24 protein-coding genes are annotated in these 25,088 nt (G+C 37.8%); 12 read left to right on the top strand and 12 right to left on the bottom strand.

Translation table 11 applies throughout. The features are described 5' to 3' along the window. Positions 1 to 3 precede the first annotated feature (3 nt). Together GO621_RS15500 and GO621_RS15495 are read left to right on the top strand one after the other, a co-directional pair. The gene (locus GO621_RS15500; RefSeq protein WP_157568661.1) at positions 4 to 939 is read left to right on the top strand and encodes an alpha-E domain-containing protein; all 936 of its coding nucleotides are present in this window, start codon (positions 4 to 6) and stop codon (positions 937 to 939) included. 63 nt (positions 940 to 1,002) lie between these two features. Next, the gene (locus GO621_RS15495; RefSeq protein ID WP_157568659.1) at positions 1,003 to 1,965 is read left to right on the top strand and encodes a transglutaminase family protein; all 963 of its coding nucleotides are present in this window, start codon (positions 1,003 to 1,005) and stop codon (positions 1,963 to 1,965) included. Positions 1,966 to 2,406: 441 nt separating this feature from the next. Here GO621_RS15495 and GO621_RS15490 read toward each other — a convergent pair whose 3' ends face one another. Continuing rightward, entirely contained in the window at positions 2,407 to 2,646 is a 240-nt protein-coding gene (locus GO621_RS15490) for a hypothetical protein (protein WP_157568657.1), read from the bottom strand. A gap of 73 nt (positions 2,647 to 2,719) precedes the next feature. Then, positions 2,720 to 4,054: a dihydroorotase gene (locus GO621_RS15485; RefSeq protein ID WP_157568655.1), complete on the bottom strand. Its 1,335-nt coding sequence runs from the start codon at positions 4,052 to 4,054 to the stop codon at positions 2,720 to 2,722. A 226-nt stretch (positions 4,055 to 4,280) separates the two neighbouring features. Between GO621_RS15485 and GO621_RS15480 the strand changes: the two genes are divergently transcribed. The 5 genes from GO621_RS15480 to GO621_RS15460 all read left to right on the top strand — a co-directional run bounded on the left by GO621_RS15480 (position 4,281) and on the right by GO621_RS15460 (position 7,424). Further along, positions 4,281 to 4,880 (top strand): hypothetical protein, encoded by a 600-nt coding sequence (locus tag GO621_RS15480; protein WP_157568653.1) that lies wholly within the window; start codon positions 4,281 to 4,283, stop codon positions 4,878 to 4,880. 145 nt (positions 4,881 to 5,025) lie between these two features. Continuing rightward, a complete protein-coding gene (locus tag GO621_RS15475; protein ID WP_157568651.1) occupies positions 5,026 to 6,363 on the top strand; it encodes a DEAD/DEAH box helicase in 1,338 nt (445 codons plus the stop codon). A gap of 12 nt (positions 6,364 to 6,375) precedes the next feature. Beyond that, the gene (locus GO621_RS15470; RefSeq protein WP_157568649.1) at positions 6,376 to 6,642 is read left to right on the top strand and encodes a hypothetical protein; all 267 of its coding nucleotides are present in this window, start codon (positions 6,376 to 6,378) and stop codon (positions 6,640 to 6,642) included. A gap of 28 nt (positions 6,643 to 6,670) precedes the next feature. Beyond that, on the top strand, positions 6,671 to 7,003 hold the full coding sequence (gene gldC / locus GO621_RS15465) for a gliding motility protein GldC (RefSeq protein ID WP_157568647.1): 333 nt from the start codon (positions 6,671 to 6,673) through the stop codon (positions 7,001 to 7,003). A 7-nt stretch (positions 7,004 to 7,010) separates the two neighbouring features. Beyond that, positions 7,011 to 7,424 carry a hypothetical protein gene (locus tag GO621_RS15460; protein ID WP_157568645.1) on the top strand — a complete coding sequence of 138 codons (414 nt, stop codon included), beginning with the start codon at positions 7,011 to 7,013 and terminating at the stop codon, positions 7,422 to 7,424. Between the two features lie 31 nt (positions 7,425 to 7,455). Here GO621_RS15460 and GO621_RS15455 read toward each other — a convergent pair whose 3' ends face one another. Both GO621_RS15455 and GO621_RS15450 read right to left on the bottom strand, forming a co-directional pair. Then, positions 7,456 to 7,746 (bottom strand): YciI family protein, encoded by a 291-nt coding sequence (locus GO621_RS15455; RefSeq protein ID WP_157568643.1) that lies wholly within the window; start codon positions 7,744 to 7,746, stop codon positions 7,456 to 7,458. Positions 7,747 to 7,755: 9 nt separating this feature from the next. Next, positions 7,756 to 8,241: a methylated-DNA--[protein]-cysteine S-methyltransferase gene (locus GO621_RS15450; protein ID WP_198170276.1), complete on the bottom strand. Its 486-nt coding sequence runs from the start codon at positions 8,239 to 8,241 to the stop codon at positions 7,756 to 7,758. A gap of 50 nt (positions 8,242 to 8,291) precedes the next feature. Here GO621_RS15450 and GO621_RS15445 point away from each other — a divergent pair, with 50 nt between their 5' ends. Further along, positions 8,292 to 8,975 (top strand): heme exporter protein CcmB, encoded by a 684-nt coding sequence (locus tag GO621_RS15445; RefSeq protein WP_157568641.1) that lies wholly within the window; start codon positions 8,292 to 8,294, stop codon positions 8,973 to 8,975. Between the two features lie 48 nt (positions 8,976 to 9,023). On the opposite strand, the gene GO621_RS15440 is transcribed toward GO621_RS15445, so the two are convergent. From GO621_RS15440 to GO621_RS15430, 3 genes are all read right to left on the bottom strand, one after another. Then, positions 9,024 to 10,295 (bottom strand): M16 family metallopeptidase, encoded by a 1,272-nt coding sequence (locus tag GO621_RS15440; protein WP_157568639.1) that lies wholly within the window; start codon positions 10,293 to 10,295, stop codon positions 9,024 to 9,026. 21 nt (positions 10,296 to 10,316) lie between these two features. Next, complete coding sequence (locus GO621_RS15435; protein ID WP_157568637.1) at positions 10,317 to 11,576, bottom strand: M16 family metallopeptidase; 1,260 nt, start codon at positions 11,574 to 11,576, stop codon at positions 10,317 to 10,319. 173 nt (positions 11,577 to 11,749) lie between these two features. Further along, positions 11,750 to 12,118 (bottom strand): hypothetical protein, encoded by a 369-nt coding sequence (locus tag GO621_RS15430; RefSeq protein WP_157568635.1) that lies wholly within the window; start codon positions 12,116 to 12,118, stop codon positions 11,750 to 11,752. 299 nt (positions 12,119 to 12,417) lie between these two features. Between GO621_RS15430 and GO621_RS15425 the strand changes: the two genes are divergently transcribed. After that, entirely contained in the window at positions 12,418 to 13,143 is a 726-nt protein-coding gene (locus GO621_RS15425; protein WP_157568633.1) for a response regulator transcription factor, read from the top strand. A 410-nt stretch (positions 13,144 to 13,553) separates the two neighbouring features. Here the strand turns inward: GO621_RS15425 and GO621_RS15420 are convergent, their stop codons facing one another. After that, positions 13,554 to 13,901, bottom strand: a complete 348-nt coding sequence (locus tag GO621_RS15420; protein ID WP_157568631.1) for a hypothetical protein — start codon at positions 13,899 to 13,901, stop codon at positions 13,554 to 13,556. Between the two features lie 31 nt (positions 13,902 to 13,932). Continuing rightward, positions 13,933 to 14,844, bottom strand: coding sequence for a hypothetical protein (locus GO621_RS15415; RefSeq protein ID WP_157568629.1), 912 nt, complete (start codon positions 14,842 to 14,844; stop codon positions 13,933 to 13,935). Positions 14,845 to 15,189: 345 nt separating this feature from the next. Here GO621_RS15415 and queG point away from each other — a divergent pair, with 345 nt between their 5' ends. Further along, positions 15,190 to 16,128 carry a tRNA epoxyqueuosine(34) reductase QueG gene (gene queG / locus GO621_RS15410; protein ID WP_157568628.1) on the top strand — a complete coding sequence of 313 codons (939 nt, stop codon included), beginning with the start codon at positions 15,190 to 15,192 and terminating at the stop codon, positions 16,126 to 16,128. Positions 16,129 to 16,176: 48 nt separating this feature from the next. Here the strand turns inward: queG and GO621_RS15405 are convergent, their stop codons facing one another. From GO621_RS15405 to GO621_RS15395, 3 genes are all read right to left on the bottom strand, one after another. Beyond that, positions 16,177 to 17,403 (bottom strand): PepSY-associated TM helix domain-containing protein, encoded by a 1,227-nt coding sequence (locus tag GO621_RS15405; RefSeq protein ID WP_157568626.1) that lies wholly within the window; start codon positions 17,401 to 17,403, stop codon positions 16,177 to 16,179. 29 nt (positions 17,404 to 17,432) lie between these two features. Next, entirely contained in the window at positions 17,433 to 19,805 is a 2,373-nt protein-coding gene (locus tag GO621_RS15400) for a TonB-dependent receptor (protein ID WP_157568624.1), read from the bottom strand. A 181-nt stretch (positions 19,806 to 19,986) separates the two neighbouring features. Beyond that, positions 19,987 to 21,066, bottom strand: coding sequence for an exonuclease domain-containing protein (locus tag GO621_RS15395; protein ID WP_157568622.1), 1,080 nt, complete (start codon positions 21,064 to 21,066; stop codon positions 19,987 to 19,989). 150 nt (positions 21,067 to 21,216) lie between these two features. Here GO621_RS15395 and GO621_RS15390 point away from each other — a divergent pair, with 150 nt between their 5' ends. Both GO621_RS15390 and GO621_RS15385 read left to right on the top strand, forming a co-directional pair. Then, positions 21,217 to 23,187: a DUF3857 domain-containing protein gene (locus GO621_RS15390; RefSeq protein ID WP_157568620.1), complete on the top strand. Its 1,971-nt coding sequence runs from the start codon at positions 21,217 to 21,219 to the stop codon at positions 23,185 to 23,187. Further along, positions 23,184 to 25,088: a DUF3857 domain-containing protein gene (locus GO621_RS15385; protein WP_157568618.1), complete on the top strand. Its 1,905-nt coding sequence runs from the start codon at positions 23,184 to 23,186 to the stop codon at positions 25,086 to 25,088. Before GO621_RS15390 ends, GO621_RS15385 begins: the two co-directional genes overlap by 4 nt.

The following is a 25,088-nucleotide window of genomic DNA, read 5'->3' as shown; positions in this document are numbered from 1 at the left end:
TATATGTTAAGCAGAGTTGCAGATTCTCTTTATTGGATGTCAAGGTATATGGAGCGTTCTGATAGTATTTTACGAATGTTACGCATTAATTATGCTTATTCTCAGGATGATATTCCTGAGTTTACCTGGCAGGCGGCATTAAAAATATTTTCATTTCAAAAAGATGAAGAAATCAGCAAAATAGAAAGAAACGGCCGTGAAGTTTTGCATTACATGGTGCTCGAAAAAGAGAATCCTAACGCTGTTTTTAACCTGATTACGCAGAGCAGGGAAAATGCACGTTCTGTTCAGGACCATATTACCAAAGAACTTTGGCAATGTTTAAATGAGTTTTACCATTTGATGCGCGAACAGCGTTTAGCTGCTTCATTAAAAACGGAAGACCCAATGTCTGTTTTAGACGGCCTGATCAAGCAAGGAATGTTGTATTATGGCACGGTAGAAATTACAATGGCGCGAAGTGAAGGTTTTTATTACATGAATGTAGGAAAATACCTGGAACGCGCTATGCAGGCAGTCAATATTTTGGATGTGAAATTTAGTGAGCAGGATTATAATTTAGACGGCACGCATGATCCGATTTACTGGCGTTACCTGCTCCTTTCTATATCAGGATATGAACTTTTTTTACGAAGCTATCGTTCCACTTTAGAACCCAGGAATATTATCGATCAGATTATTTGGAATGAAAATTTTCCTCGTTCTATCCTTTATGCTGTCATACGTTTGCAGCGTGCCTTTGAAAAGCTGGACATGGACCCACAGTTGGAAAGTTTCCAGAAGTTAACTTTTTTGATCGGGAAGTTAAAAAGCCACGTACAGTTCTCGGATATGCAAACCCTGGAAACAGAAGGTTTGCACAATTATCTCCAGAACCTTAAAAATGAGTTGTTTCACATTGGTACTGCTTTTAACCACTATTATTTTGCTTACGATTAATTTTTATCTTACAAAAAACATTAACCAATCAAAATTTTGATCCAGCTTTAATCTAACTATTTCATGCCAGAATTTCACATCACCCATATTACAAGTTACTTGTATGAAGAGCCTATTAATGATAGCGCAAACCAGATTATGCTTTATCCGATAGACGATGAAAACCAGCAGGTAATTAACCACCGTTTAAAAATTACGGATAACCCACTGGTAGAAACATATAAAGATTATTATGATAATACCGTTGGCTCCTTTACAAACCCCGGCATACACGCTGCCCTGGTTATTGATTCTGAACTTACCGTTGTTACCCATAGCCGAAAAATGCCGGAAGATTTTACCCAGCAAAAAGAGCAGTGGGATTTATTGCAGCAGATACGCTATCAGTTGCCATACATTAATTTTTTAATACCACAGCAATTTAAATTTTTGCCAGAAGTTTTGCAGGTTGCCCAATCAGAACTAAACCGGGAACAAACGCCATTACAGGTAGCAAAAGCTTTAAGCAATTATATTTATCAGAACTTTGAGTACAAAGCTGGCGTAACCACGGTAGAAACAACCCTTGATGAAGTTTGGGAACTAAAATCAGGCGTTTGCCAGGACTTTGCACATTTACTGTTGGTTATGGTTCGAATGGCCAATATCCCGGCGCGTTATGTTAGTGGCTATATTTGCCCCAATAAAAACGGTATGCGCGGCGAGGGCGCTACACATGCCTGGGTAGAAGCTTACATTCCGTTTTACGGCTGGCTCGGTTTAGACCCGACTAATAATATTTCGGTAAATGACAAACATGTACGATTAGCTGTTGGCCGTAATTTTTCGGATTGTAGTCCGGTTAAAGGCACATATAAAGGCAATGCCAGGCATAAGCTGGATGTTAGCGTTACCGTAGGTTATGAAGGGCAAAACCCGCAGGAAGAAACGCAAATGCCACCAACACCTGTTTTTACACCTTTTAATACCGAGCCAACCAATTCTTACCGCTTATACATGGAACAGCAGCAGCAACAACAGCAATAATATTTAGATGAAATATCTACAAAAAACATCAGTAGCAAAACTCATTACTGATGCTTTTTTTATGCCGTAAAAGAAGCATTTAATTTTAAGTTGATATGACATAGTCAATATCAAAAACTTAGCTTTACTTTATCAATAAGTGCAAGCAAAGATTGTGGCTTTATTTCACTGATTTTATCTAATATAATTTTGTCCCAAATCCTTACTGTTGCAATTTTATTGCATCGTACTTCACATAGTTCAGGCATAGCAACAGTTAAAATATCAGCAGTAAGTAGATAAGAAAAGCGGTTTTTTCTTAGTCTTGTAGTAATCTGACAGACTAAAATATCTTTATCTTGACTGTTGGAATATTAATTTGATACGATAATGACAGGACGGATAATACTCTTTTCCGGATTATCAGATAAGGGATAACGAACGATTATAATATCGCCCTGGTTATACAACATCTTTAGATTGATTATAAAAATTTTCCCATAGCTCACTTTCTTCTAAAGCTTCATTTTCTAAATCCCATGATTGTAAAGAAAGTGTGGTAAACATTAAAGCTTCTGCTTCATTAGTTTCATCAACAATCATTGCCTTCACTTCTTCTTTTATTTCTGGGGACATTGCTTTATATAGAGTTATAAAAGCCAATGCTTCATTTGTATGTTTAAAACCAGGTGCTTTCATCATGCTATTTTATTATCATGTTAACTTGTAACTACTAATTTACAGTAAGTTTTTTATCGATAAAAGAAGTATTGTTCTACCGTTCAAAGCTTAAACGTTTCCCGGTTTGATTGCTTTGGATCTTTCCATCTGCCCAAATCAAATTGCCGGAAACTATGGTGTGGGTAATTTTAGCTTGAAAGGTTTCTCCTTCAAATGGGCTCCAGCCGCATTTATATAAAATATTTTCTTTCGATACTTTCCAAGGCGAATCCAAATCTACCAAAACCAGGTCTGCCCAAAAACCTTCACGTATAAAACCTCTTTTTTCAACCTGAAAACATATTGCCGGATTGTGCGCCATTTTTTCTGCAACCTGTTCTATAGTTAGTTTTTTTTGATGCACTAATTCCAGCATCGCTGGTAAAGCATGCTGAACTAATGGCCCGCCGGAAGGTGCTTCCAAATAAGGTTTTGCTTTTTCTTCGGATGTATGCGGCGCGTGGTCGGTCGCAATTACATCAATCGTTCCATCTAAAACTGCTTGTAAAATGGCATCCCGGTCTTCTGCTTTTTTTATGGCCGGGTTCCATTTAATCAGGTTCCCTTTAGTTTGATAATCTTCCTCCAAAAACCACAAATGATGTACACAGGCTTCGGCAGTAATTTTTTTATCTGCTAAAAGAAGCTCCGACTTAAACAGCGATACTTCTTTTGCGGTAGAAATGTGCAGCACATGTAAACGTGTTCCGTTCTTTTTGGCCAGTTCAACAGCCATTGATGATGATAAATAGCAAGCTTCCGTACTCCTGATTCTTGGGTGCAGCCTTAACGGAATATTGTTGCCTAACAACTGTTTGTAATGATTGAGGTTGCTTTTGATGGTTGCTTCGTCTTCGCAATGAGCGGCAATCAGCATCGGCGATTCGTTGAATAAACGTTCCAGTGTTTTTGGGTCATCAACGAGCATGTTCCCGGTTGATGATCCCATAAAAACTTTTACGCCACATACATTTTTCTGATCAGTTTGCAACACTTCGTCCAGATTATCATTAGAAACACCCATGTAAAAAGAGTAGTTGGCCAAAGATTTTTGAGACGCAAGCTGATATTTATTCTCCAGCAATTCCTGTGTTAGCGTATTGGGGACCGTGTTTGGCATCTCCATAAAAGAAGTGATACCGCCAGCAACAGCCGCACGAGATTCGGAAGCAATATCACCTTTATAAGTCAAGCCTGGTTCCCGGAAATGCACTTGGTCATCAATACAACCCGGAAGCAAATGCAAGCCCTCAGCATTAATTTCCCGATCAGCAGCAACATTGAGCGAAGGCGCAATTTGCACAATAAGCCCGTTTTGAATAAAAAGATCAGCAATATATTGTTTTCCTTCATTTACAATCGTTGCTGATTTGATGAGAATAGTGCCCATGCTTCAAAGATAGAAGCTGGAATCAAAAAAGAAGATAGTAACTTCATAATTAAAGTTATTCGGGCTGATTAATGTAACGATCTGCAAATAATACAGTTACTTTAGAATAGCTATTCTAAGTTGATATAAAATAAAAACAGTTCCCTGCTAAACCATCTCTGCACCTGCCAACTCAAACAAAACATCACCTAAACATTGTTACTCATTTTTACCTCATAAAAGAAGCATGAAAAATTACAAGCTGTTACTCCTTTTACCCTTAACATTTCTATTAAGCCGATGCGGCGTTAACAAACAAATTGAGCAAGCCAAAGCTTTAGGCAAATGCCGTTTCGAGTTGGTTTCTGCGGATAGCGTTTATCTTTCCGGCATCAACATGAACCAGTTTAAAGATATGGACAACGTTAATATCGGCAGTTTACCGCGTTTGGCCATGGGGCTTTTAAGCCATAATGTTCCTTTAGATGCCCGTTTGGTTTTAAAAATCACCAATCCAACTGCCGAAACAGCGGCTATTAACCAGTTTGAATACAAAGTTTTGTTAAGGAACAGCGAGGTATTTACCGGTTACGTGAACCAGCGGGTTGAAGTTGCACCGGTTGGCGGACAAACGCGCGTTCCTATCAACATCACAACCAACGCTTATCATTTAATTACGGATGATCAAACCCGCGAAGCTTTTGCAAATTTAGTCCAAAACCTTTCCGGCGCAAAAAATGCACACAGGTCTGTCATCACAATAAAAATAAAACCAACTTTAGATTTAGGAAATAAAGCCATTAGTTATCCGGGTTATATTACGTTTGATAAAGAGATTGGCAGGTAAATTTTTAACAACTGGTTTTATGTTAGCTTAGAACCAGTTGCTACAAATGCTTCTTTTATCGGCATAAAATTTAGTTGAAGTTGGTTTCTGCCTTTCTCCCTGGCACTTTCGCTCCTCGATCCTAATAAAACCTTATCTTTGCGGCATGCCTGTAACTTTTGAGGACTTTAATTTTAACCGGCAAATTCTGGATGCCGTTGCCGCTGCAGGTTATACCGAACCTACTCCTATTCAGCAAAAAGCTATTCCACCAATTTCAAATGGACAAGATGTGATGGGCATTGCACAAACCGGAACCGGTAAAACTGCTGCTTACGTTTTGCCTTTACTGATGAAGTTAAAATATGCGCAAGGCGAAGCACCTCGTGCTTTGATTATTTCGCCTACACGCGAATTAGCGATGCAAATTGAAGAAAACATTAAAGCTTATGCCATTAATACAGATTTACGGACAGTAGTTTTATACGGAGGATTAGGCCCGAAAACGCAGATTGAACAGTTACAAAAAGGAGTCGATATTATTGTTGCTTCGCCTGGAAGGTTTCTGGATTTATATATTGCCGGCCACATTGTTACTAAAGCTTTACAGGTTTTGGTTTTGGATGAAGCTGACAAAATGATGGATATGGGCTTCATGCCACAAATTAACCGAATATTGGAAGTTGTACCGAGAAAACGTCAAAACCTGCTTTTTTCGGCTACCATGAGCGATAAGATACATCTTTTAGCAGGTAATTTTTTAGAGTTTCCAACGGTAATTGAAGTTACGCCACAAGCAACTCCGGCACAAACAGTTGTACAAAAACTTTATTTTGTACCAAACATGAAAACCAAGATCAACCTGCTAAAAAAACTACTGGAAGACCCGGAAAGCATTACCAAGCTGATTGTTTTTTGTAAAACGCGGCAATCCGCAGAAGATGTTTTTAAGTTTCTGGAACGAAAATTCGGACACGAACAGGTGAAAGTTTTACACGCGAACAAAGGCCAAAATACACGCATCAATTCCATCAATTCATTTAAAAATGATGAAGTAAAAATACTGGTTGCTACGGATGTTGCTTCCCGCGGAATTGATGTTAGTGCTGTTAGCCACGTGATTAACTTTGATGTTCCGGTTGTGATTGAAGATTATGTTCATCGGATCGGAAGGACCGGCCGTGCTTTACAATCCGGAGAAGCCATTACTTTTTGCGCGCCTTCTGAAGAGTATTATTTGAAAAAAATTGAGAAACTAATCCGTCAAAAAATAGAAATCTTGCCTATTCCTGAAGGTGTTTTTGTGGAAGAAACCGGTTACGACGAGCGGCAGGAACAAAACAAGGAAATTGATTTGCAGATCCGGAAAGAAAACCCGGATTTTAAGGGTGCTTTTCACGAAAAGAAAATTTCCAACCAGAAAAGCAATGTTCCGAAGAAAAAAGATGAACGCAAGTTTAAATCGCCAAAAGCAGCAAGAGGCAAAAAATTGCGGAATAAATAGTTCATTTGCACAATGAAATTCAGGATTACCCCGCTTAATATGGCAACAGCTGCTTTTATCGTGCTTGCTGTTGATATCTGGATAAATGGCGCAAAACTTTCGGGGGGCAAGTACGAACATTTTGGCAGTGCCATCAGCTGGATGTTTTTGTTGTTTGCTGTGGCTGTTTCGTTCCTCGATATTACCTTTCGTAATTTTTTCCCCGAAACTAAAAAGTTGTGGATCATAGAACTGAGCTTTATAACTTTGGCAACTGTAATGTATTTACTGGTTAGCTAATACTACTTTCTAATACTATTTTTGATGAATGAAAAAAGCAGAGATTAAACTGACAATTGAACTGGACGACCAGAATGTGCCTGAAAAAATTACCTGGGAGTCTACCGATGCCGCAACCAAAGAAGCACTTCCGGTAACTGCATTTACTTTAGCTTTATGGGACCATCATTATAAAAATACTTTGAAAATTGATTTGTGGACGAAGGAAATGCCGGTAGATGAAATGAAACGTTTTTTCTATGAAACGCTGCAAACCATGGGCGACAGCTTTTTAAGGGCAACCGGCGAGAAAAATATTGTAGAAGATTTGCGCGATTACTGCGCACATTTTGCAGATAAAATGGAAATTAAACAAGGATAAAAACAGTATGAAACCACGCGCTTTTGTAACATTTGCTGGCTTTATTTTACTCATTGCCGGAATTTTTAGTCCGCTGATTAGTCCGTTAGGCTTGATAAAATGGAGCTTGTTTGATCTTAACCGGGTTTTTGCAATTGTAGTTTTGGTAATTGCAATAATTGGCCTGGCAGGAACTCTGATAAAAAACAATCAGCTGGCCAAAATTACCGCCTGGATTTCTCTTGCCCTGGTAGTATTAGTATATATTGCGGCAGTAATGAAAGTAAAAACCACTTTTAGTTTTATTCCGTTTCCTAAGCTTTCACAAACTTTGTCTGGTTTCATCCATTATCGCTGGGGTTGGTATTTATTATTTTTTGGCCCGATCCTGGCTTTGCTTGGCTCGGTAAACAGAAAAAGCATTCATCCTTCCAACAAGTAATTGCTGCAAGTACGAATGCTTCTTTTATCACCTAAAATTCTGCAACTTTAAAAGGTTTGATCTCGATCTGGTCCCAAACTTCACCTTTAATGTAGGGATCGTTATTTAACCATTCCTGCAAAGTTTCTGGTGTTTCAAACTGAACGATCATTGCCGAACCGATCATTTTTCCATGATCATTTAACAATGCGCCACCAATTAAATAATGGCCTTTATTTTTGGCTTCTTTTACATTTTCCAAATGTGCCTGACGGACAGCCATTCGTCTTTCTAATGCTTTTTCATCTGTAAAATCCAGTGCATTAATTATGTATTGTTTCATATATTAGGCTTAAAATAATTCTGTTTGCGCTTTGCCTGCAACAATTGCTTCATGTTGCAAAAGCCACTTTTTTCGCCATAAACCACCTGCATAACCTGTTAATTCTCCATTTTTTCCGATGATGCGATGGCAGGGAACAACAATCCACAATTTGTTTTTGCCGTTGGCAGATGCAATAGCGCGGATAGCAAGCGGATTGCCAAACTGTTCAGCTAACTGCAGATAGCTTTTTGTTTTGCCAAACTCAACCTTGCACAGTTCCTGCCAAACCTGTTGTTGAAAAGGCGTTCCGGGTTGCTGATAAGGAAAATCGAACATGCTTCTTTTACCGGCAAAATATTCGTGCAGTTGTTGCCCAGCCAGTTTGGTTACTTCGGTTTGTGGCCCTACAAGTTCTGTTTCTTCGTCTAAAACAGAAATTGCGCTGATGATTCCTTCGGTTTCTTCAATCCTGACAACTCCAATCGGCGAACGGTAATGGGCAATAGGCATCATCAAAGATAAAATAAATTTAAACTGGTTTTCCCTTGTTATATTTGCGGTTGATGAATTTATTTAACCAGGTAAAATTTTTATTAAAAAAGGAAATATTACTGGAGTGGCGCTCTAAATATGCTTTTAACGGCGTACTGCTTTACGTGGTTTCTACCGTTTTTGTGTGTTATATTTCTTTTAATCTAACACCTGGGTTTAGCAATAATGCCGGTTATCCGATAGTTTGGAATGTGCTGTTTTGGATTATTTTGCTTTTTGCATCAGTAAATGCTATTGCAAAAAGTTTTATGCAGGAAAGCAGCAACCGCTTGCTATATTACTATACGATAGCAAGTGCAAGGGCAATTATCCTGGCAAAAATTATTTACAATTGTTTGTTAATGATCCTTTTAAGTACACTTGCCCTTTTAATTTACCTTTTGTTTTTTAAGAATAATTTAGGCGATCCGCTTTATTACTTTCTGGCAGTTTTAAGCGGAAGCATTAGTTTTTCGATGGTTTTTACGATGCTTTCGGCAATTGCTGCAAAAGCTGGAAATAACGGAACGCTGATGGCGATTTTGTGTTTTCCCATTATTATTCCGGTTATTTTGTTGCTGATCCGGTTTTCAAAAAATGCAATGGACGGTATCGAGCGCAATGCAAGCCAGCACGATATCATTGTGCTGGCCGCCATTAATGCTATTGTGGTAGCAACTTCTTTAATTTTGTTTCCTTATTTGTGGCGGGATTAATGCTGAAAAAATGCCTGGTAAAAGAAGCATGCAATTTTCAACATAAGATCAATATTTACCGACTATAACTTTTACAAATCCGTCAAAATCAAAGTATTGGTTAGCTAATGCTTTTAATTCTTCGGAAGTGATATTTTTAACTGTTTCGGCATAACGGTCGTAATAAGAATAATCTACGTTGGAGAAATAAAGGTTTTTAAATTTATCAGCATGAGAAAAAACATTTTCCAGGCTGCCCAATAAAGAGCCCAACATATAATTCCGGACCAAAGAAAGTTCTTCTTCCGGTATCAATACTGTTTTTAACAAGTTAATTTCTTTCTCAATTTCCTGTATCGCTTCGCGGCAAACTTCTGCACCAACTTCGGTAGCAATAAAAAATGTCCCGGTTTTTTTCATCGAAACAATTGCCGAACCAATGCCATAAGTATAACCTTTATCTTCGCGGATATTGGCCATTAAACGAGAACCGAAATAGCCGCCAAGAACGGTATTTAACACTTGCAGACCGGGAAAATCAGGATGTTTGCTATTAATGGTGGAAGTGCCCAAGCGTACGGCCGATTGCAGCGCGTTTGGTTTTTCGATGTAAATAAGTTTTCCTGCTATTTTATTAACATCCGGACGGGTAAAATCAGCCGTAATCCGGTTTTGCCAGTCGGAAAAAAAATCTGAAATGGTTTCCATTACATTTTCGTCTACCTTTCCGGCAATTACCAGCGTACAGTTAGCAGGCTGGTATTGCTGCTCATAATGCAGCAATAAATCGTCTTGCTTTAATTGCGCATAATCTTCGGCTTCGGGTGCAAAACCGTAAATAGTGCCTTCATACAATGCTTTGTTAAAAGTACGCCGGCCAACTACATCGTTTTTTTGCAAGCTAACTTGTAACTTTTGCTGCTGGTTTCTGATATAGGTTTGCAATTCTTTTTCGGGAAAAGTTGCGTTGATCAGAATATCTTTTATAACAGCCAGCGTGGCTTTAAGGTGTTTGTTTAAAGTATAAAGTGTAACCTGAGAATGGTCGGCACCATATTCCACCTGTAAAAAAGCACCGTAAAAATCAATCTCGGAAGCAATTTGTGCAGCCGTGCGCGAAGTAGTCCCTTCTGCCAATAAAGTGTTTACTGCAATGTTGGATAATGGCCTGGAAGTAATAAAATTTAAGTTATTAAAAATCCATTCCAGCCGTACCAGTTCCTGCTCACCGGAGTTGAAGTAAAATATTTTACAGCCGTTATCTAATTGTATTTCCTGTGGCCTGATTAACGTAAATTCTTCAATTGCATGAAATTTGGGCGCCAAAGTTCTGTTCAACATACTTCTTTTATCTATCTAAAATTATGCAACTAAAGTTTCTGCAACTTCTTCTGCCAGGTAAACCAGTGTGGACAGGTTTTCCCTGCGGAAGATTTTTCGGGATTGTTCCCGTATTTCTTCTGCGGTTACAGCAAGGTATTTTTCGGTTTCGTGGTTTAAATTATCTGCATCGCCCATGAGTTCAAAATAAGCAAGGTTCATCCCTTTTTCCAATAAAGACATTTCTGTAAAAATCAGTGTCGATTCTGTTTTGTTCTTTACCTTCATCAGCTCATTTTCTTGCACCAGCTCGGTTTTCAGTTTTTCCAATTCTTCCCAAACCGCCGCTTCTGCCTGTTCTATGCTCACTGTTTCCAGTGGTTTTCCTTCAATTACCAACATGCCTTCATCCAGGCTGCCGCTTAAATAAGCATGTATTTCGCTAAACAACTGCTTTTCTTTCAACAACGTTTGGTACAAGCGGGAAGAGTTTCCGCGAGAAAGAATATCTGCCAGTAACTCTACCGGGTAACTTGCTTTTTCCATACGGCCGGGTGCATGAAAAGCCATGTACAAGCTGTTTAAAGGTACTTTTCCAACAACAACTTCCCGGCGTTCTTCTACTTGTTCCGGTTCTTTGGGCAGGTTTCGATGGTATTTTTCTCCGGACGGAACCGGTTCAAACCATTTTTCGGCCAAAACTTTTACCTGTGCAGTATCTACATCGCCGCCAACCACTAAAATAGCGTTTTGCGGGTTATAATGTTTTTTAAAGAAGGCTTTTACATCTTCAATTTTTGCGTTTTCAATGTGCGAAAGTTCTTTGCCAATTGTTGCCCATTGGTATGGATGTTTTTTATAAACCAAAGGCCGCAGTTTTAACCACACATCGCCGTAAGGCTGGTTTAAATAGCGCTGTTTAAATTCTTCGGAAACAACCTGCCTTTGTACATCGAGGCTTTTTTCGCTAAAAGCCAGGTTAAGCATCCGGTCGCTTTCCAGCCAAAAAGCAGTTTCTATGTTTACAGCAGGCAGGGTAATGTAATAATTGGTAATATCGTTGCTGGTGAAAGCATTGTTTTCGCCACCAACCCTTTGCAATGGTTCATCATAAGCAGGAATGTTTTCAGATCCACCGAACATTAAATGCTCAAACAAATGTGCAAACCCGGTTTGGTTAGGGTTTTCATCCCTCGCGCCAACATCATATAAAACATTAACCACGGCCATTGGTGTAGTTTTATCTTCATGTACTAAAACTTTTAAGCCGTTAGCAAGTGTAAATCTGTTAAATCTGACCATAGTTATCTAAAACCTACATTATAAGTAGCTGGCAAAGTTAAAGCTTTTCAGGTCAAAAGAAATTGGTTTTCCGCTTAATAAATCCTGGCCATACTGTTTTTATGGCATAAAAAAAGCAAGCTTATTTAAACTTGCCCGAAAAGGTTGTACAAAATATAAAATACTTGTATTTATTAAGATGGCGACGGAATGACTGGCATACCGGTCATGTTATCATCTACCAACCCCTCATCTTCCTGATCGCCGTGACGGATGCCTTCGTAAGGTTCGTCATCATCTTCATCTTCTGTATAACTGTCTTCTCCCGGAAATAAACGCTTTACTTCGTCATCATCCAGGTCTTCGTCTTCATCCTCAATAGGTTCATCATCAAAATCAGAACTGTTCGCAGCCAGTTCATCATCTAAGGGTGCATCATCATCATCTTCAAAGTCCTGATTATCTTTAGCATCGCCTTCCGGTGCTAACTGGTCTGTAGGTCCTCCTGTTGTAGTTAACGGCTGTTCTTCCGCTGTGTCATTTAAATTATTTGTAGTTGCCATATTGTGGTTGATTGATTAACGTAAAAAGAAACTGCTGCCTTTATTGTTTGCTTGTAGTGAACGAAAAATAATTTTTAGTAACCAGCTAAGCAAATAAATGGTTAGGTTCAATAAAAAGCTTCGATAAAAAGAGCATTTGAATTTGAGGAAGGATTATTCCCATTAAAAAATGTAACAAAATAGTTGCAAATAATAGTATTTATCAAAACCTTTATTTACTTTCACGACATAAAGTTTCTTAGTTAAAAAATACCATTTTTTATAGTTTTGGTTGCTAATCGTTTATAATCCAAACTAATATGGTCACAACCGCACTTTACCACCAGCAGTTGGAGAACAATTGCAAAGCCCAGTTTTTTAGTATTGGGAACCAGTTTAAAAAAGGTTTATTTACCATTCAGGATGTGGGTGATTATGTTCCCGGAAACCTGATGGTACATGATTTAGCTACCAATACCAATATCTACATGAACAAAAGCGGCTGTAATATTTTAAAACACAGCCGGGAAGAATTACAAGCTTTAGGGCCGGAATACTTTAATAAGTTTTTCCCGAAAGAAGAAATACAGTTTTTAAACATAGGTTTGCAAAAGTTTATAGCACAAAACGACCATAATGCGGTCCATTCTTTTTTGCAACGTGTACGGCCGAATGACCGCAGCGAGTACAAATGGTATTTTACAAGTTCAAGGCTTTGCTGCGCCGATGAGCCTGGCGAAACAAATATGATTATGCACCTGGCTATCGAGGCCAATACTTTAAACAACCTGGGCAACAAGTTAAACCGGGTTTTTGAAGAAAACATGTTTATCAGCCAGAACTACCGCAAGTTTAATTTACTTACCAAACGAGAAAAAGAGTTGGTCCGGCTGATTGCACTGGGAAGCAACAGCCAGGAAATTTCTGATTCACTTTTTATCAGCAAGCACACAGTCAACAACCACCGGAAAAGTATTTTAAGAAAGTTAGAAATTAACTGTTTATCAAAACTTATCCGTTTTGCTATTTCTTTTGATCTGATTTAAAACTTAAAACGGAAGTATGAAATGTTAATTCCATAAAAGCATTGATAAAAGAAGTATAACATTGAGGTTGTTTAAACTTTTTGGCACCCATTTAAATTTGGTCCTTCGGCAGGCCCAGGTTTGGTGCCCATGCTTCTTTTACCGGGTAAAATTGGTGTTTACATTTAATCCACTAAAGACCTATAAGGTTTTGAAAACCTTATAGGTCTTTAGTGAAGGTCAACATTTTTTAGGTGATAAAAGAAGCATCAACCCCTAAAAACAAAACCTAACGACCAACATTTTTAGGTGATAAAAGAAGCATCGGCTCCCAAAAAAGAAGGCCAGAAAAAAAGTTTAAACAACTTCATTGTTTTTGCTGCAGGTTGTTTCTTTAGAAAAACCATTATTAAAATTAGAAGGTAAATTGGTTAAAGTAAACCTGCCGAAACTGCTACCGTTGTTATCTTCACAAGCGCTGCAATAATATCCGAAACTTTTTTAACTACAACATTTAATTTTGCAATCTGATTGCTGGAAGCAGACATCTTATCAATTAGCAACTGCAACTTGTTGTTCCCTTCATTTAATTGCTGAACAATATTTTGGATCGTGTTATTGATAATTAAATCTTCCTGATCATATAGGTTATTCAGCATCGATTCTAAAAGTATCCGGTCGTCGGTATGATTTTGATAATACGGATCGTCTAATTCCTCTTGCAATTGGTTTGTAGTTTCCCTGATTTGCTTTAATACGTTCATTGCTTCTGTATTCATGGCCGTTTATATTAGAGGTTCAATTTTTATTTTAATCCGCAAAGGTTTGATATGCATCTTTAAGCTTTCTGATATCAGCAATCAAATCGCTACTTTCAGTAAAAATTGTTTTTAGTTTCTTTTTATTTTGAATATCCTGAGTTAATTTTTCGTGACAGCTTTTAACCTTATTTGCCGACAATACGCATTGTGCCCGTAAAACTTCTAAAGAATCATAGCGATTTAAGGTTTCGTAATAAACTTTTAAATTGGGATAGTTAATACCGTTTTTTTCTGATAGAACAATTATTTCATATTTATCTTTAAAATCACTTCTGCTTAAACTAATTAAATCTTTAAAAGAACCCGCGTCTTTACCTTCCAATCCGGCAACCAGGTTATCTACCATTGTAGCTACCAGCACGTTTCCTGCCGGAATAAATTCTTTTAAAGCTTTTGCCTGCCTGTTTTTAACCCACCTTTTTCCAACAATAAAAACAGCAGAAGAAAGCTTCTCTCCTATTTCATCCGGCAACTTTTTGGAGGCTTTAGCATTATACTGTTTTACCAGATCGGTACTGCTTTCGCCCAATGCTTTGCTACTGCTGGTTAAATCATTTACATAATCTTCTGCACTTAATGTGGCCATCAAACTCACATATTGCTGAAACAATTTTAATGACAGGTCGAACTGATCTGCTTGGTTTATTCTGAATTGATAATTTTCAGTAGCACTATTTAAAGCTGAAAGTACAAGGGGCAGATCTTTTAGACTGCTTGCTTTTAAAATCCGGTTATCCTGGTTTAACAAAGCATAATGCCTTATCACTTCGCCCGGATAATCGGAATAAGCTTTAGCCGCAGTTGCATAAACGTTGATGTTTTTAAGCTGACTATCAGACAGAACGCTGCAACTGCTTAAAAAAATAAAAAGTAAAAAATAAATGAGGTATTGATTTTTCATGTAAAATTAGATTTTGTTTCTATAAAATACCTTAACAGCAAAAACTCAGTTTATATTAAAAGACTTGTAACTGCAAAATAAGAAGAAGATTTTACAACATAGACTGCTTTCTTTTATAAATATAAGATGCATTCAAAAAAGAATGTTTAAATAATCTTTTCCGCTTTTACTGTTATAGGTTAGTTGTGCCATAATAAAGTTTGCTTTTTAGGTTAAATGGTATCCTAATCTCCATTTCCTTATTGCTATCATCAATAGCTATTAATAGTCATTTTTTATCAACAAGTAATTGTGTTCAAACTGACTTTCGTAATTAAACCCGTTAAAGCTTTATCTTTGTAAGTAATGTCGTCTCTGCAAAAACCAGTTTACAGCCAATTGATTAAAGCCGAAGCAGAAAAGCTCGGATTTTTATTCTGCGGCATTGCCAAAGCCGGTTTTTTAGAAGAAGAAGCGCCGCGGTTAGAAAGCTGGCTTCAAAAAGGTTTTCATGGAGAACTGACTTATATGGAAAACCATTTTGATAAACGGCTCGACCCGCGTTTATTGGTTGATGGCGCCAAATCTGTTATTTCTTTAGGGCTGAATTATTATTCTGAGCAGCAGCAGCTCGATCCCGAAGCGCCAAAAATTTCACGTTATGCTTTTGGTGCCGATTATCATGACGTGATCAAGCAAAAGCTTTTTTTACTGTTAAATTTTATACGGGAACAAACCGGTGAAGTGAACGGACGCGCTTTTGTAGATTCTGCCCCGGTTTTAGATCGTGCCTGGGCAAAAAAAGCAGGCTTAGGCTGGATTGGCAAAAACGGAAATTTGATAAGCAAGCAAAAAGGTTCTTTCTTTTTTTTGGCTGAATTGATTATTGACTTAGAATTAGAATATGATGTTGAACCAACTCAGGACCATTGCGGAACCTGTACCCGTTGCATGGATGCCTGCCCTACCGAAGCTATTGTTGCGCCCGCTGTTGTAGATGGCAGCCGCTGCATTTCGTATTTAACTATTGAGCTGAAAAACGAAATCCCACAAGAGTTTAAAGGAAAAACCGACAATTGGATGTTTGGCTGTGATATTTGTCAGGAAGTTTGTCCCTGGAACCGTTTTTCTGTGCTGCATAACGAACCTGCTTTTCAACCGCCGCCAGAATTAATGGCGATGACCAAAGCTGACTGGGAAGAAATTACAGAAGATACCTTTAAAAAGGTTTTTAAAAACTCCGCAGTAAAAAGAACGAAATTTTCGGGTTTGACGAGGAATATTTCATTTTTAAAGAATAGTTAAAAGTTCAAAATGCTTCTTTTATCATATAAAAATGTACAAATAGAATTTTTACCTGTTCAAAACTATATTTCGTTTTTTAAAGCTTTTTAAGTGCTGTAAACTTCGTCGAACTTTTTGCTTCGATTTTTTCTTCTTCCCTAACCAAATAATAAAACCGGTAACCGGTAAACTGGCACAAATTAAACTGGCTAAAAAAGCCAATATTTTTCCTGGCAAACCCAGAATAGCGCCAACATGAATGTCATAGTTCATGCCGATAATTTTCTCACCACTGTTTTTGTCTCGAAAATTCTGCCGGTTCAGCAGCTTTCCGGTGTACTGGTCAAACTGCAATTGGTCGTAATCGTAATAAATTTCTTTACCACGATAACCTAAAATATAAATTGCACCTTTTGTACCTGTTGCCGGGCTCAATCCAATTCGCTGTGCTTCGGGCATGCTTCTTTTAGCAGTAAAAAAAGCAATATCCAGGGGATTGTTTAAAGCTTTTTGCGTTGTATCAGAATTGATACTTTTAAATACAGGTGGTTTTAAAGATTGATTTGTAAGTATATAAACCGAAGTTTCAAACCATTTCATCGCGAAAACCATCCCGGTAAGACCTAAAATTATACCGATAAACAAAGCATAAAAACCTGGAACATTATGCAGATCGTAATTCAATCTTTTAAATCCGGCTTTCCATTTTATTTTAAAGCTTTTATCAAAGTTTGCTTTTTTCAGGTTTTTTGGCCACCATAAAATCAAGCCGGAAATGAGCAGGATTACAAATATCAAGGTAGAATATCCAACAATTGGCTGTCCGTATTTATCGTTCAGTAATAAGCTCCAATGGATGGATTTTACAATCACAAAAAAATTGTTCTTATAATCCATAACGCCTGTTATTTTGCCGGAATAAGGATTAATAAAAACTGATTTATAACTATCAATCGTTCCAAACCAGAAAAACGATTTTTGATCGCCCGGTTTATAACACATAAATTCCCAGGTGTGCGTTTTATCTTTTTGGTAAGTAGTAATAAAATTAGACGGAATACCTAAGGAATGGTCAGCAATTTGTTTAAGCCTTGTAATTGGCAAAGTTTTGCCTGATGCCTGTGGCGTTATAAAAAATTCTTTTCGATAAACTACATCGCTAATTTCCTTTTGAAAAGAGAACAAGCAACCCGTTATAGAAACAATAAACACCACCAGCCCGGAAATTAATCCGAGCCAGAGGTGTAAAAAGGCATTTACTTTTTTAAATAAGGATGTATTGTTTTTCTTTTTCAAGCTTTCATCCGATTAAAATCTATTGAAAATTAGAATTTATACGCTATGCTTCCAACAACGCTTATTAATTGTTGCGGGTTCATGGTAGTGTATCCGATCCAGTATTTTTTGTTGGTGAAATTGTCACACTTCAACCCAAACCTGTATTTTTTGAGGTCATAAAAAGTAGAAGCATTCAAAACGGTATAAGACGGCAAGCTGAAAACACCAAGGCTTGCACTGTTGACAATGTGATTTTCGCTAGCATAATTTCCGCCTACGCCAAAACCCAAACCTTTTACATAACCATGCATGATACGATAGCTTAACCACAAATTAGTATTATAAGGCGAAGAAGCTGTTGAAGGGCGGCGGCCATCCACATCTGCATTGGCGTTGATATATCTTGAATCATTGTAACCAAAGCCTGCAACAACATTAAAACCTTCAAACGGATTGGCAATTACTTCGGCTTCCAAACCTTTGCTCAACTGTGTTCCGTTTTGGATGGAAAAATTTGCATGTGCCGGATCAGCTCTCAAAATATCTTTTACTTCGATATAATAATAACTCAAAGTGCTGCTCAATTTGCCGCCAAATGCATCCAATTTTACGCCGCCTTCGGTTTGATTGGCTTGTTCTGGTTTGAAGGATTTGCCGTTAAAATCTGTGCCGTTTTGATTAACAAAACCATTTTGATAATTGGCAAACAAAGAAACTACATCTTTTATTGGCTGATAAACCAAGCCAAATTTTGGCGAATAAGCAGTTTGTTTGTAAGCACTGGTTTGGTTATCAAAACGATCGATGCGTACACCTGCCGAAGCTAATAAATTATCAGTAATGTTCAATACATCAGATACATAAGCACTATAAGTATTATTTCTGAAGCCGTAAGGATAAGTGTTATAACCGTATGGATTTGCTTTAGCATATTCAGCATCTAAATTTGCCCTGTTAAAATCATAATAGTTGGAAGGCTGGCCAATGGTTGAAATATTTTTAGGAAGTGTTGCGCCGTAAAAAAACTGTTGCGAATTGATGCGCGTAAAGTCTAAACCACCAACAAAACGATTGCGCAGGCCACCGATTTTAAAATCTCCATTAAAATTTTGCTGGGCTTCTATATAAGCTGCTTTACTATTTCTGGTAGCCTGATCATTTCTGGATAGCGAATCTTTTGGCACCAAATAAAAATAAGGCCCGTGTCCGTTAGAGTAACTGTTAGAGGCAGAAAAGTTGGTTTGTGATATCCATTGATCAGAAATCTTATAAACAGCTTGCCCGTAAAAGTTATTGCTTTGCGAATTTTGGATCAGATCATTGGAGAAATAAGCTTTTTTATAATCGATGTTTACTTTTTCTGCACTGTTCACACCTAAAGCCGCTACAGATTGATCAAAGAAAATAAATTGATCGCCGGTACCCTTACCATAAGAAAGTTCTGCATCAAACGAAAACGATAAACGTTTTGTAGCCTGATAAGATAAGCTTGGTGCAATAAAAATGCTTTGTTTAAAGCCCGCATCCTGAAAACTGCCTTTGTAATTTCCGGCAGCATTTAAACGGAATAATACTTTTTTTGCCGGATCAAGCGGTGTATTTATATCAACACTTAAACGGTTAAAACCATAACTTCCTGCAGAATAAGCTACTTCGCCACCAAAAGTATCAAAAGGCTTTTTGGTTGTACGATTGATTAAACCGCCGTATGATGTAAAAGCGCTGCCAAACAGTGTGGCAGATGGGCCTTTAACCACTTCTACTTTATCAATATTAGCCGCATCGTTGGTGGAAGTTATAATACCTGCCAAACCATTTCTAAACTGACTTTGAACAATGAAACCGCGTGAATTATAATAGCTGCCGCCATCGCCGCTGCGGCTTGTTGCCTGCCACATCATTTGGATACCAGGCGCATTACGAATGGCATCATCAACCGAAAAAACCAATTGCTCAGTCATTAAATCTTTACTGATGGAAGTATAAACCTGTGGGTTTTCCAACTGCGTTAACGGAATTTTTCCTACTGTTTCGCTTTGTTTAACAATAAACTTATTGTTTTTACTGGCGTTGATATTTACTTCTTTTAGCTGCCTGGCGTTTTCATTAAGCATAAAATCTGCTGTTCTGGCCTCGCCGTTTTTCAAATCGATTGTTTTGCTTTGTGAAGATAAACCAACTGCAGAAACCCTGATTAAATAATTTCCTGCCCTTAATTTATGAAATACATAATCGCCATTAGCATTGGTTAATGTTCCAGCACCTTTATCATTTAAAATAACAGAAACATATTCTGCCGGTTTATTATCAGAAGTTGTAATGTGCCCTTTGATGCTTGCATTCTGTTGCTGTGCAAAGCTTTGTTTGTAAAAAAGCAGGGAGATAAGTAAGGTAATAAAGTTAAGGCTACTTTTATTCATTTTTATTTGGATTAAGTCTAAATAAGTTTTGCAAAGAAAACTTTTTTTTCCATAACCTCAAACTTTTATATTTTTTCTTTTTTGGTGAAAAAAATAAGAAAGCAATGCTTCTTTTAAGGCATAAAAAAAGGTGTTACAGGTTTAGTAACACCAATTATTAATCGGTAAAAGAAGTATTATTTTATTTGCCAAACTTCATTTTCAACTGGTTCAGCATGTCATCATTAATTGGTTCTGCTGGTTTTTGTTCCTTTCGCGGCTGTTGCTGATAATTTGGTTTATGCTGAGGCCTTTGCTGTTGCTGCGGCCTTTGACTTTGATTACCAGGCTGTGCCGGTTTTACATAAGGCTTCGGCTGATTTTGATTCTGATTTTCGGGTACAGCCTGATCTTGCTTTGGCTGCGGCGGCCTGTTTTGCGTTTCCGGTTTTGGCTGCTGCGGTTTTGACTGGTTCTTTTTGGCAGTCCAGCGTTTGTAAATTGCTTCCAAACGGCGTTTGGTATATAACGGAAAATCGCCCTGCATCATCCAGGCGTAATAGCTCGGCTCCAACTGGAACACATCTTCTACCCTTTTGCCTTTGTGTTTTCCAAAGTTAAACAGCTCTTCGCCGCTTTCGTTAAAAACCATTCTCCCGGCAAAATCAACCGGCTTAGAAAGATTGGTAAATTGATGTAAAGCTTCTACATCATTTACCACCGGTACTGTTTTTACACCCTTTTTATTTTCCCATTCCACGCCTTCGTATTTCATAATTTGCGCTAACAAAACTTCCATCGTTGCGCGGGTATCAGCTTCTGCAGAATGCGCGTTGATAATGTCTTTTCCGCAGTAAAACTGGTAAGCCGCACGTAAAGTACGCTGCTCCATCTGGTGGAAAATATTTTGCACATCTACAAAATGACGGTTTTCCAGGTCGAAGTCAACTTCAGCCCTTAAAAATTCTTCCATCAGCATTGGGATATCAAACTTGTTAGAATTGTATCCTGCAAGGTCGCTGTTTGTTAAAAATGCTGCTATCTCTGCCCCAACTTCTTTAAAAGCTGGTTCATCTTTAACATGTTCATCATAAATGCCATGAACTAAGGATGATTCGAGCGGAATTGGCATGCCGGGATTAAAACGCCAGGTCTTTACTTCTTCACTTCCATCTTCGTTCATTTTAATGATGGACATCTCTACAATCCGGTCGTTGCCAATATGTACGCCTGTTGTTTCCAGGTCAAAAAATGCAAGCGGACGTTTTAAATTTAATTTCATGGTGTAAATAAAGCGCTAAGGTCGTAAAAACCATCAGAACCCAAAAAATTACTTGTATTAGCATGCTTCTTTTATGCCTGTTTTTTTATTAACAAGGCATTTGAATTGTCGTAAAAGTATTTTAATATTGACTACCAAAACCTTCATCACTTGAAAAAACATTTACTTATTTATTTACTGCTGTTAGCAGGAATAAAAGCTTATGCCCAGGACTTTGATTATGGAAAATATGCTGCGGATGAGCTTAATATGAAAACTTACAGCAAAGATTCGGCTGCAAATGCAGTAGTTTTAAGAGAGTTTGGCACAGCACAGATAAGCAATCGCGAAGGTTCGCCACTTGTATTTGAATATCATGTCAGAATTAAAATTTTCAATAGTAAAGGTTTTAAACACGGCGATGTAATTATACGCTTGCACAAGCAGGAAGAACGGGAAGAAACGGTTGAAGGCGTTGAAGGCATTACTTTTTATAATGATGAAAACGGTATTGCCCAGTCGTATGCGCTTGATAAATCGAAGATTTACAAGGAAAATAAATCGAAATACCTCAACCAGGTAAGGTTTGCCATGCCCAATTTAAAAGACGGCTGTATTATCGAATATAAATATACGCTGGTTTCCCCTTTTGTTTTTAACTTTAAAAGCTGGGATTTTCAAACCGATATTCCTAAAGTTTACAGCGAATACATTGCACATATTCCAGCCGTTTATAATTACAATGTTTCGCTTCGCGGAGGCAGGAAACTGACCAAAAATGCAGCAGTTTTAGAACGCGAGTGTTTTACGCCAGGCGGCGGCTTTAAAGCAGATTGTTCTGTAATTACTTATGCAATGACAGATATTCCGGCTTTTGTAGAAGAAAAATACATGACTGCACCTTCCAACTTTATTTCGGCCATATATTTTGAATTGTCGGAATTTACAGATTATCACGGCATCAAACATAAAATTACCAAACAATGGACAGATGTTGACGATGAATTGAAGCGGGACGAAATGTTTGGCAAACAGATGAAACGGAAGGATTTGTTTAAAGATAAAATTCCAGCAATTACAGCCGGTGCCACTGATGACCTCGCCAAAGCAAAAGCAGTTTACAGTTACCTGCAAAAATGGTTTAAATGGGATAACGATGTTGAAAAATACAGTGTTGATGGCATAAAAAAAGCATTAGACAAGCGTTCAGGTAGTTCGGCCGATATTAACCTGGCTTTGGTTTCTGCTTTATCTGCGGCTGGTTTACAATCCGAAGCGGTCATACTTTCTACCAGAAATAATGGTTTGATCAACAAACTTTTTCCGGTAGTAAGCGAGTTTAATTATGTAATTGCACAAGTAGATATTGGCGATCAGAAGTATTTACTGGATGCAACCGACCCGCTGCTGCCTTTTGGTTTGCTGCCGATCCGTTGCATTAACGACCAGGGAAGAGTGATCAGCCTGGATAAACCCTCTTACTGGACCGATTTAAAAGCATCGCAAAAAGAAAGCTCTGTTTACAATTTAAATTTGGCTTTGGATGAAAACGGAAAGTTGAAAGGCACCATGAGCCATTACTCATTTGGTTATGAAGCTTATAACAAACGTAACAAGATAAAAAAATTTAACAGCGTTGATGAATATGTAGAAAACCTGGATGAAAGTATGCCAAAAATTAAAATACTTAAATCAGAAATCCAGAATTTAGATGATAACGAAAAACCATTAAGCGAAGTTTACGAAATAGAAATTAATGCTTATGAAAAATTAGGCAAAGAACAGTTTTCTTTCAATCCGTTTTTTATGGACAGAACTACCGAAAACCCGTTTAAACTTCAGGAAAGGACTTATCCGGTTAACTGGGGGGCGCCTTCTGAAACAAAAACCATGATCCGTGTAATTTTTCCGGAACAGTATGAAATTGTAAGTAAACCAGCAGATATTGGCATTGCGCTTCCTGCACATGGCGGCCAGTATCAAACCCAAATTGATGTTGATGGCAGCGCGTTTAGTTTTTCTGAAGTGAAACAGCTTAATAAATCAGTTTATGAACCGGAAGAATATCCTTATTTAAAAGAGCTGTTTAACAAAATTGTGCAATCAGAACGAGCAGAAATCATCTTTAAAAAGAAAAAATGAAAGCAACTTTAGCTATCCTTCTGCTGCTCTGCATATCGTTTTTTGGCTTTGCACAAAATCCTTATGATGTAGCTGCTATTCCTCAAAACCTGAAACCTTATGCCACTGCGGTGGTAAGGAACCTGGAAGAGACAATAGAAATTAAAGAACCCGACAACGTAATTTACCACCTAAAAGAAGCAATTACTATTTTAAATAAAAACGGTGATGATTATGCCAGGATTGCAATTGGCTACGATAAAAGCCGTCAAATTAAATCGGTAAAAGGAGTAGTTTATAACGAATTCGGATTGCCAACAGGAAAATTTTCTGAACGTGATTTTAATGATGTAAGTGTAATCAGCAATTTTTCTTTGTATGAAGATGACCGCGTGAAGCATTTTAAGCCGTCGGTTAACAGTTATCCTTACACGGTAGAATTTGAGTACGAAATTAAGCAGCACCAAAGTTTGGCATTACCTCAATGGCAACCAGAATCAGCACCGGAAATTGCTGTAGAAAAAAGTTCTTTTAAAGTGATTTGCAAACCAGATCTTAACCTTCGTATCAAGGAAAACAACTTTCAGGGCAAAATGCAAACGGAGACAATTAAAGATCAGAAAATTTATAGCTGGCAGATCAGTAATATTAAAGCGCTTCGAAATGAACCTTACCTGCCAGATCCGCATACTTTTTTAACTTCTGTAGAAGTAGTTCCGGAAAAATTTTCTTTCGGTGGCAAGCCTGGTTCTTTTACCAATTGGGACGAGTTTAGCAAATGGATGGCCAGCACTTTATTAAAAGGACGCGATGAAATTCCGGCTCAAACGGCTGTTTACATCCGTGATCTGGTAAAAGATATTCCTGACCCGAAGCAAAAAGCAAAAAAGATTTACGAATACATGCAGCAGAAAACACGCTACATCAGCGTGCAAATAGGTGTTGGTGGTTATCAGCCTACATTAGCAAGTGAAGTAGATCAGTTAAGTTACGGTGATTGCAAAGGTTTGGTAAACTATACAAGAGGCTTGCTGAAAGTTGCAGGAATAGATTCTTATTATTGTATTGTTTACGGAGACCATTACCGTAAAAGAAGCATCGATCCAACATTTGCAAGCTTACAAGGCAATCATATCATTTTGTGTGTGCCTTTTAAAAATGATACAACGTGGCTTGAATGTACCAGTAAAGAAATTCCATTCGGTTTTTTGGGAGATTTTACAGACGGAAGAAATGTAGTTGCCTGCAACGAGCAAGGCGGAAAACTGATGCGTACGACAGAATATAAAACTTCATCAAACCTGCAAATTAGAAAATGTACTTTTTCTATCGATAAAGATGGTATGCTGAACGGTAAAATGGAAACCCGTTTTGAAGGCGAACAATACGATAACCGCGACGAATTAGCCGGCGAGCCTTACCAGGAACAGATCAAAAATTTGCAGCAGGTTTACCTGATCGAAAATTTGAATATTAAATCATTCAACCTGAAACAGGAAAAAACACAACAACCTGTTGCTTATGAAACGATTGACCTCGATGCACCAAACTATTGCACGCTTAACGACGGTAGGTTTGTAGTGCCGGTTAACCGCGTTAATTTTATAAAACATCCTTTAAAAGAAGTACGCAACCGGGTTTTACCAGTTTGCATTAACCATGGTTATGTAGATAAAGATGAAATTGTTTATCAATTGCCGGACGATTATAAAATAGAGCAACGTCCGCGAAATGTAGAATCTTCTACTCCTTTTGGAAGCTTTAATGTTAAAATTGAAGTTAAGGAGGGAAAGCTTTTTTACAACAGAAAAATACAGATAAACGCCGGGACTTATCCACCCGAAACTTATCAAGAGTTAACCGATTTTTATGAAACTATTTACGAATCGGATAATGCCCATTTTACACTAATTAAAAAGTAG

Source organism: Mucilaginibacter arboris, from assembly GCF_009754915.1.
GTDB lineage: Bacteria > Bacteroidota > Bacteroidia > Sphingobacteriales > Sphingobacteriaceae > Mucilaginibacter_A > Mucilaginibacter_A arboris.
Note: the sequence above shows the minus strand (reverse complement) of the source record. Positions and strands in the feature narration are given on the sequence as shown.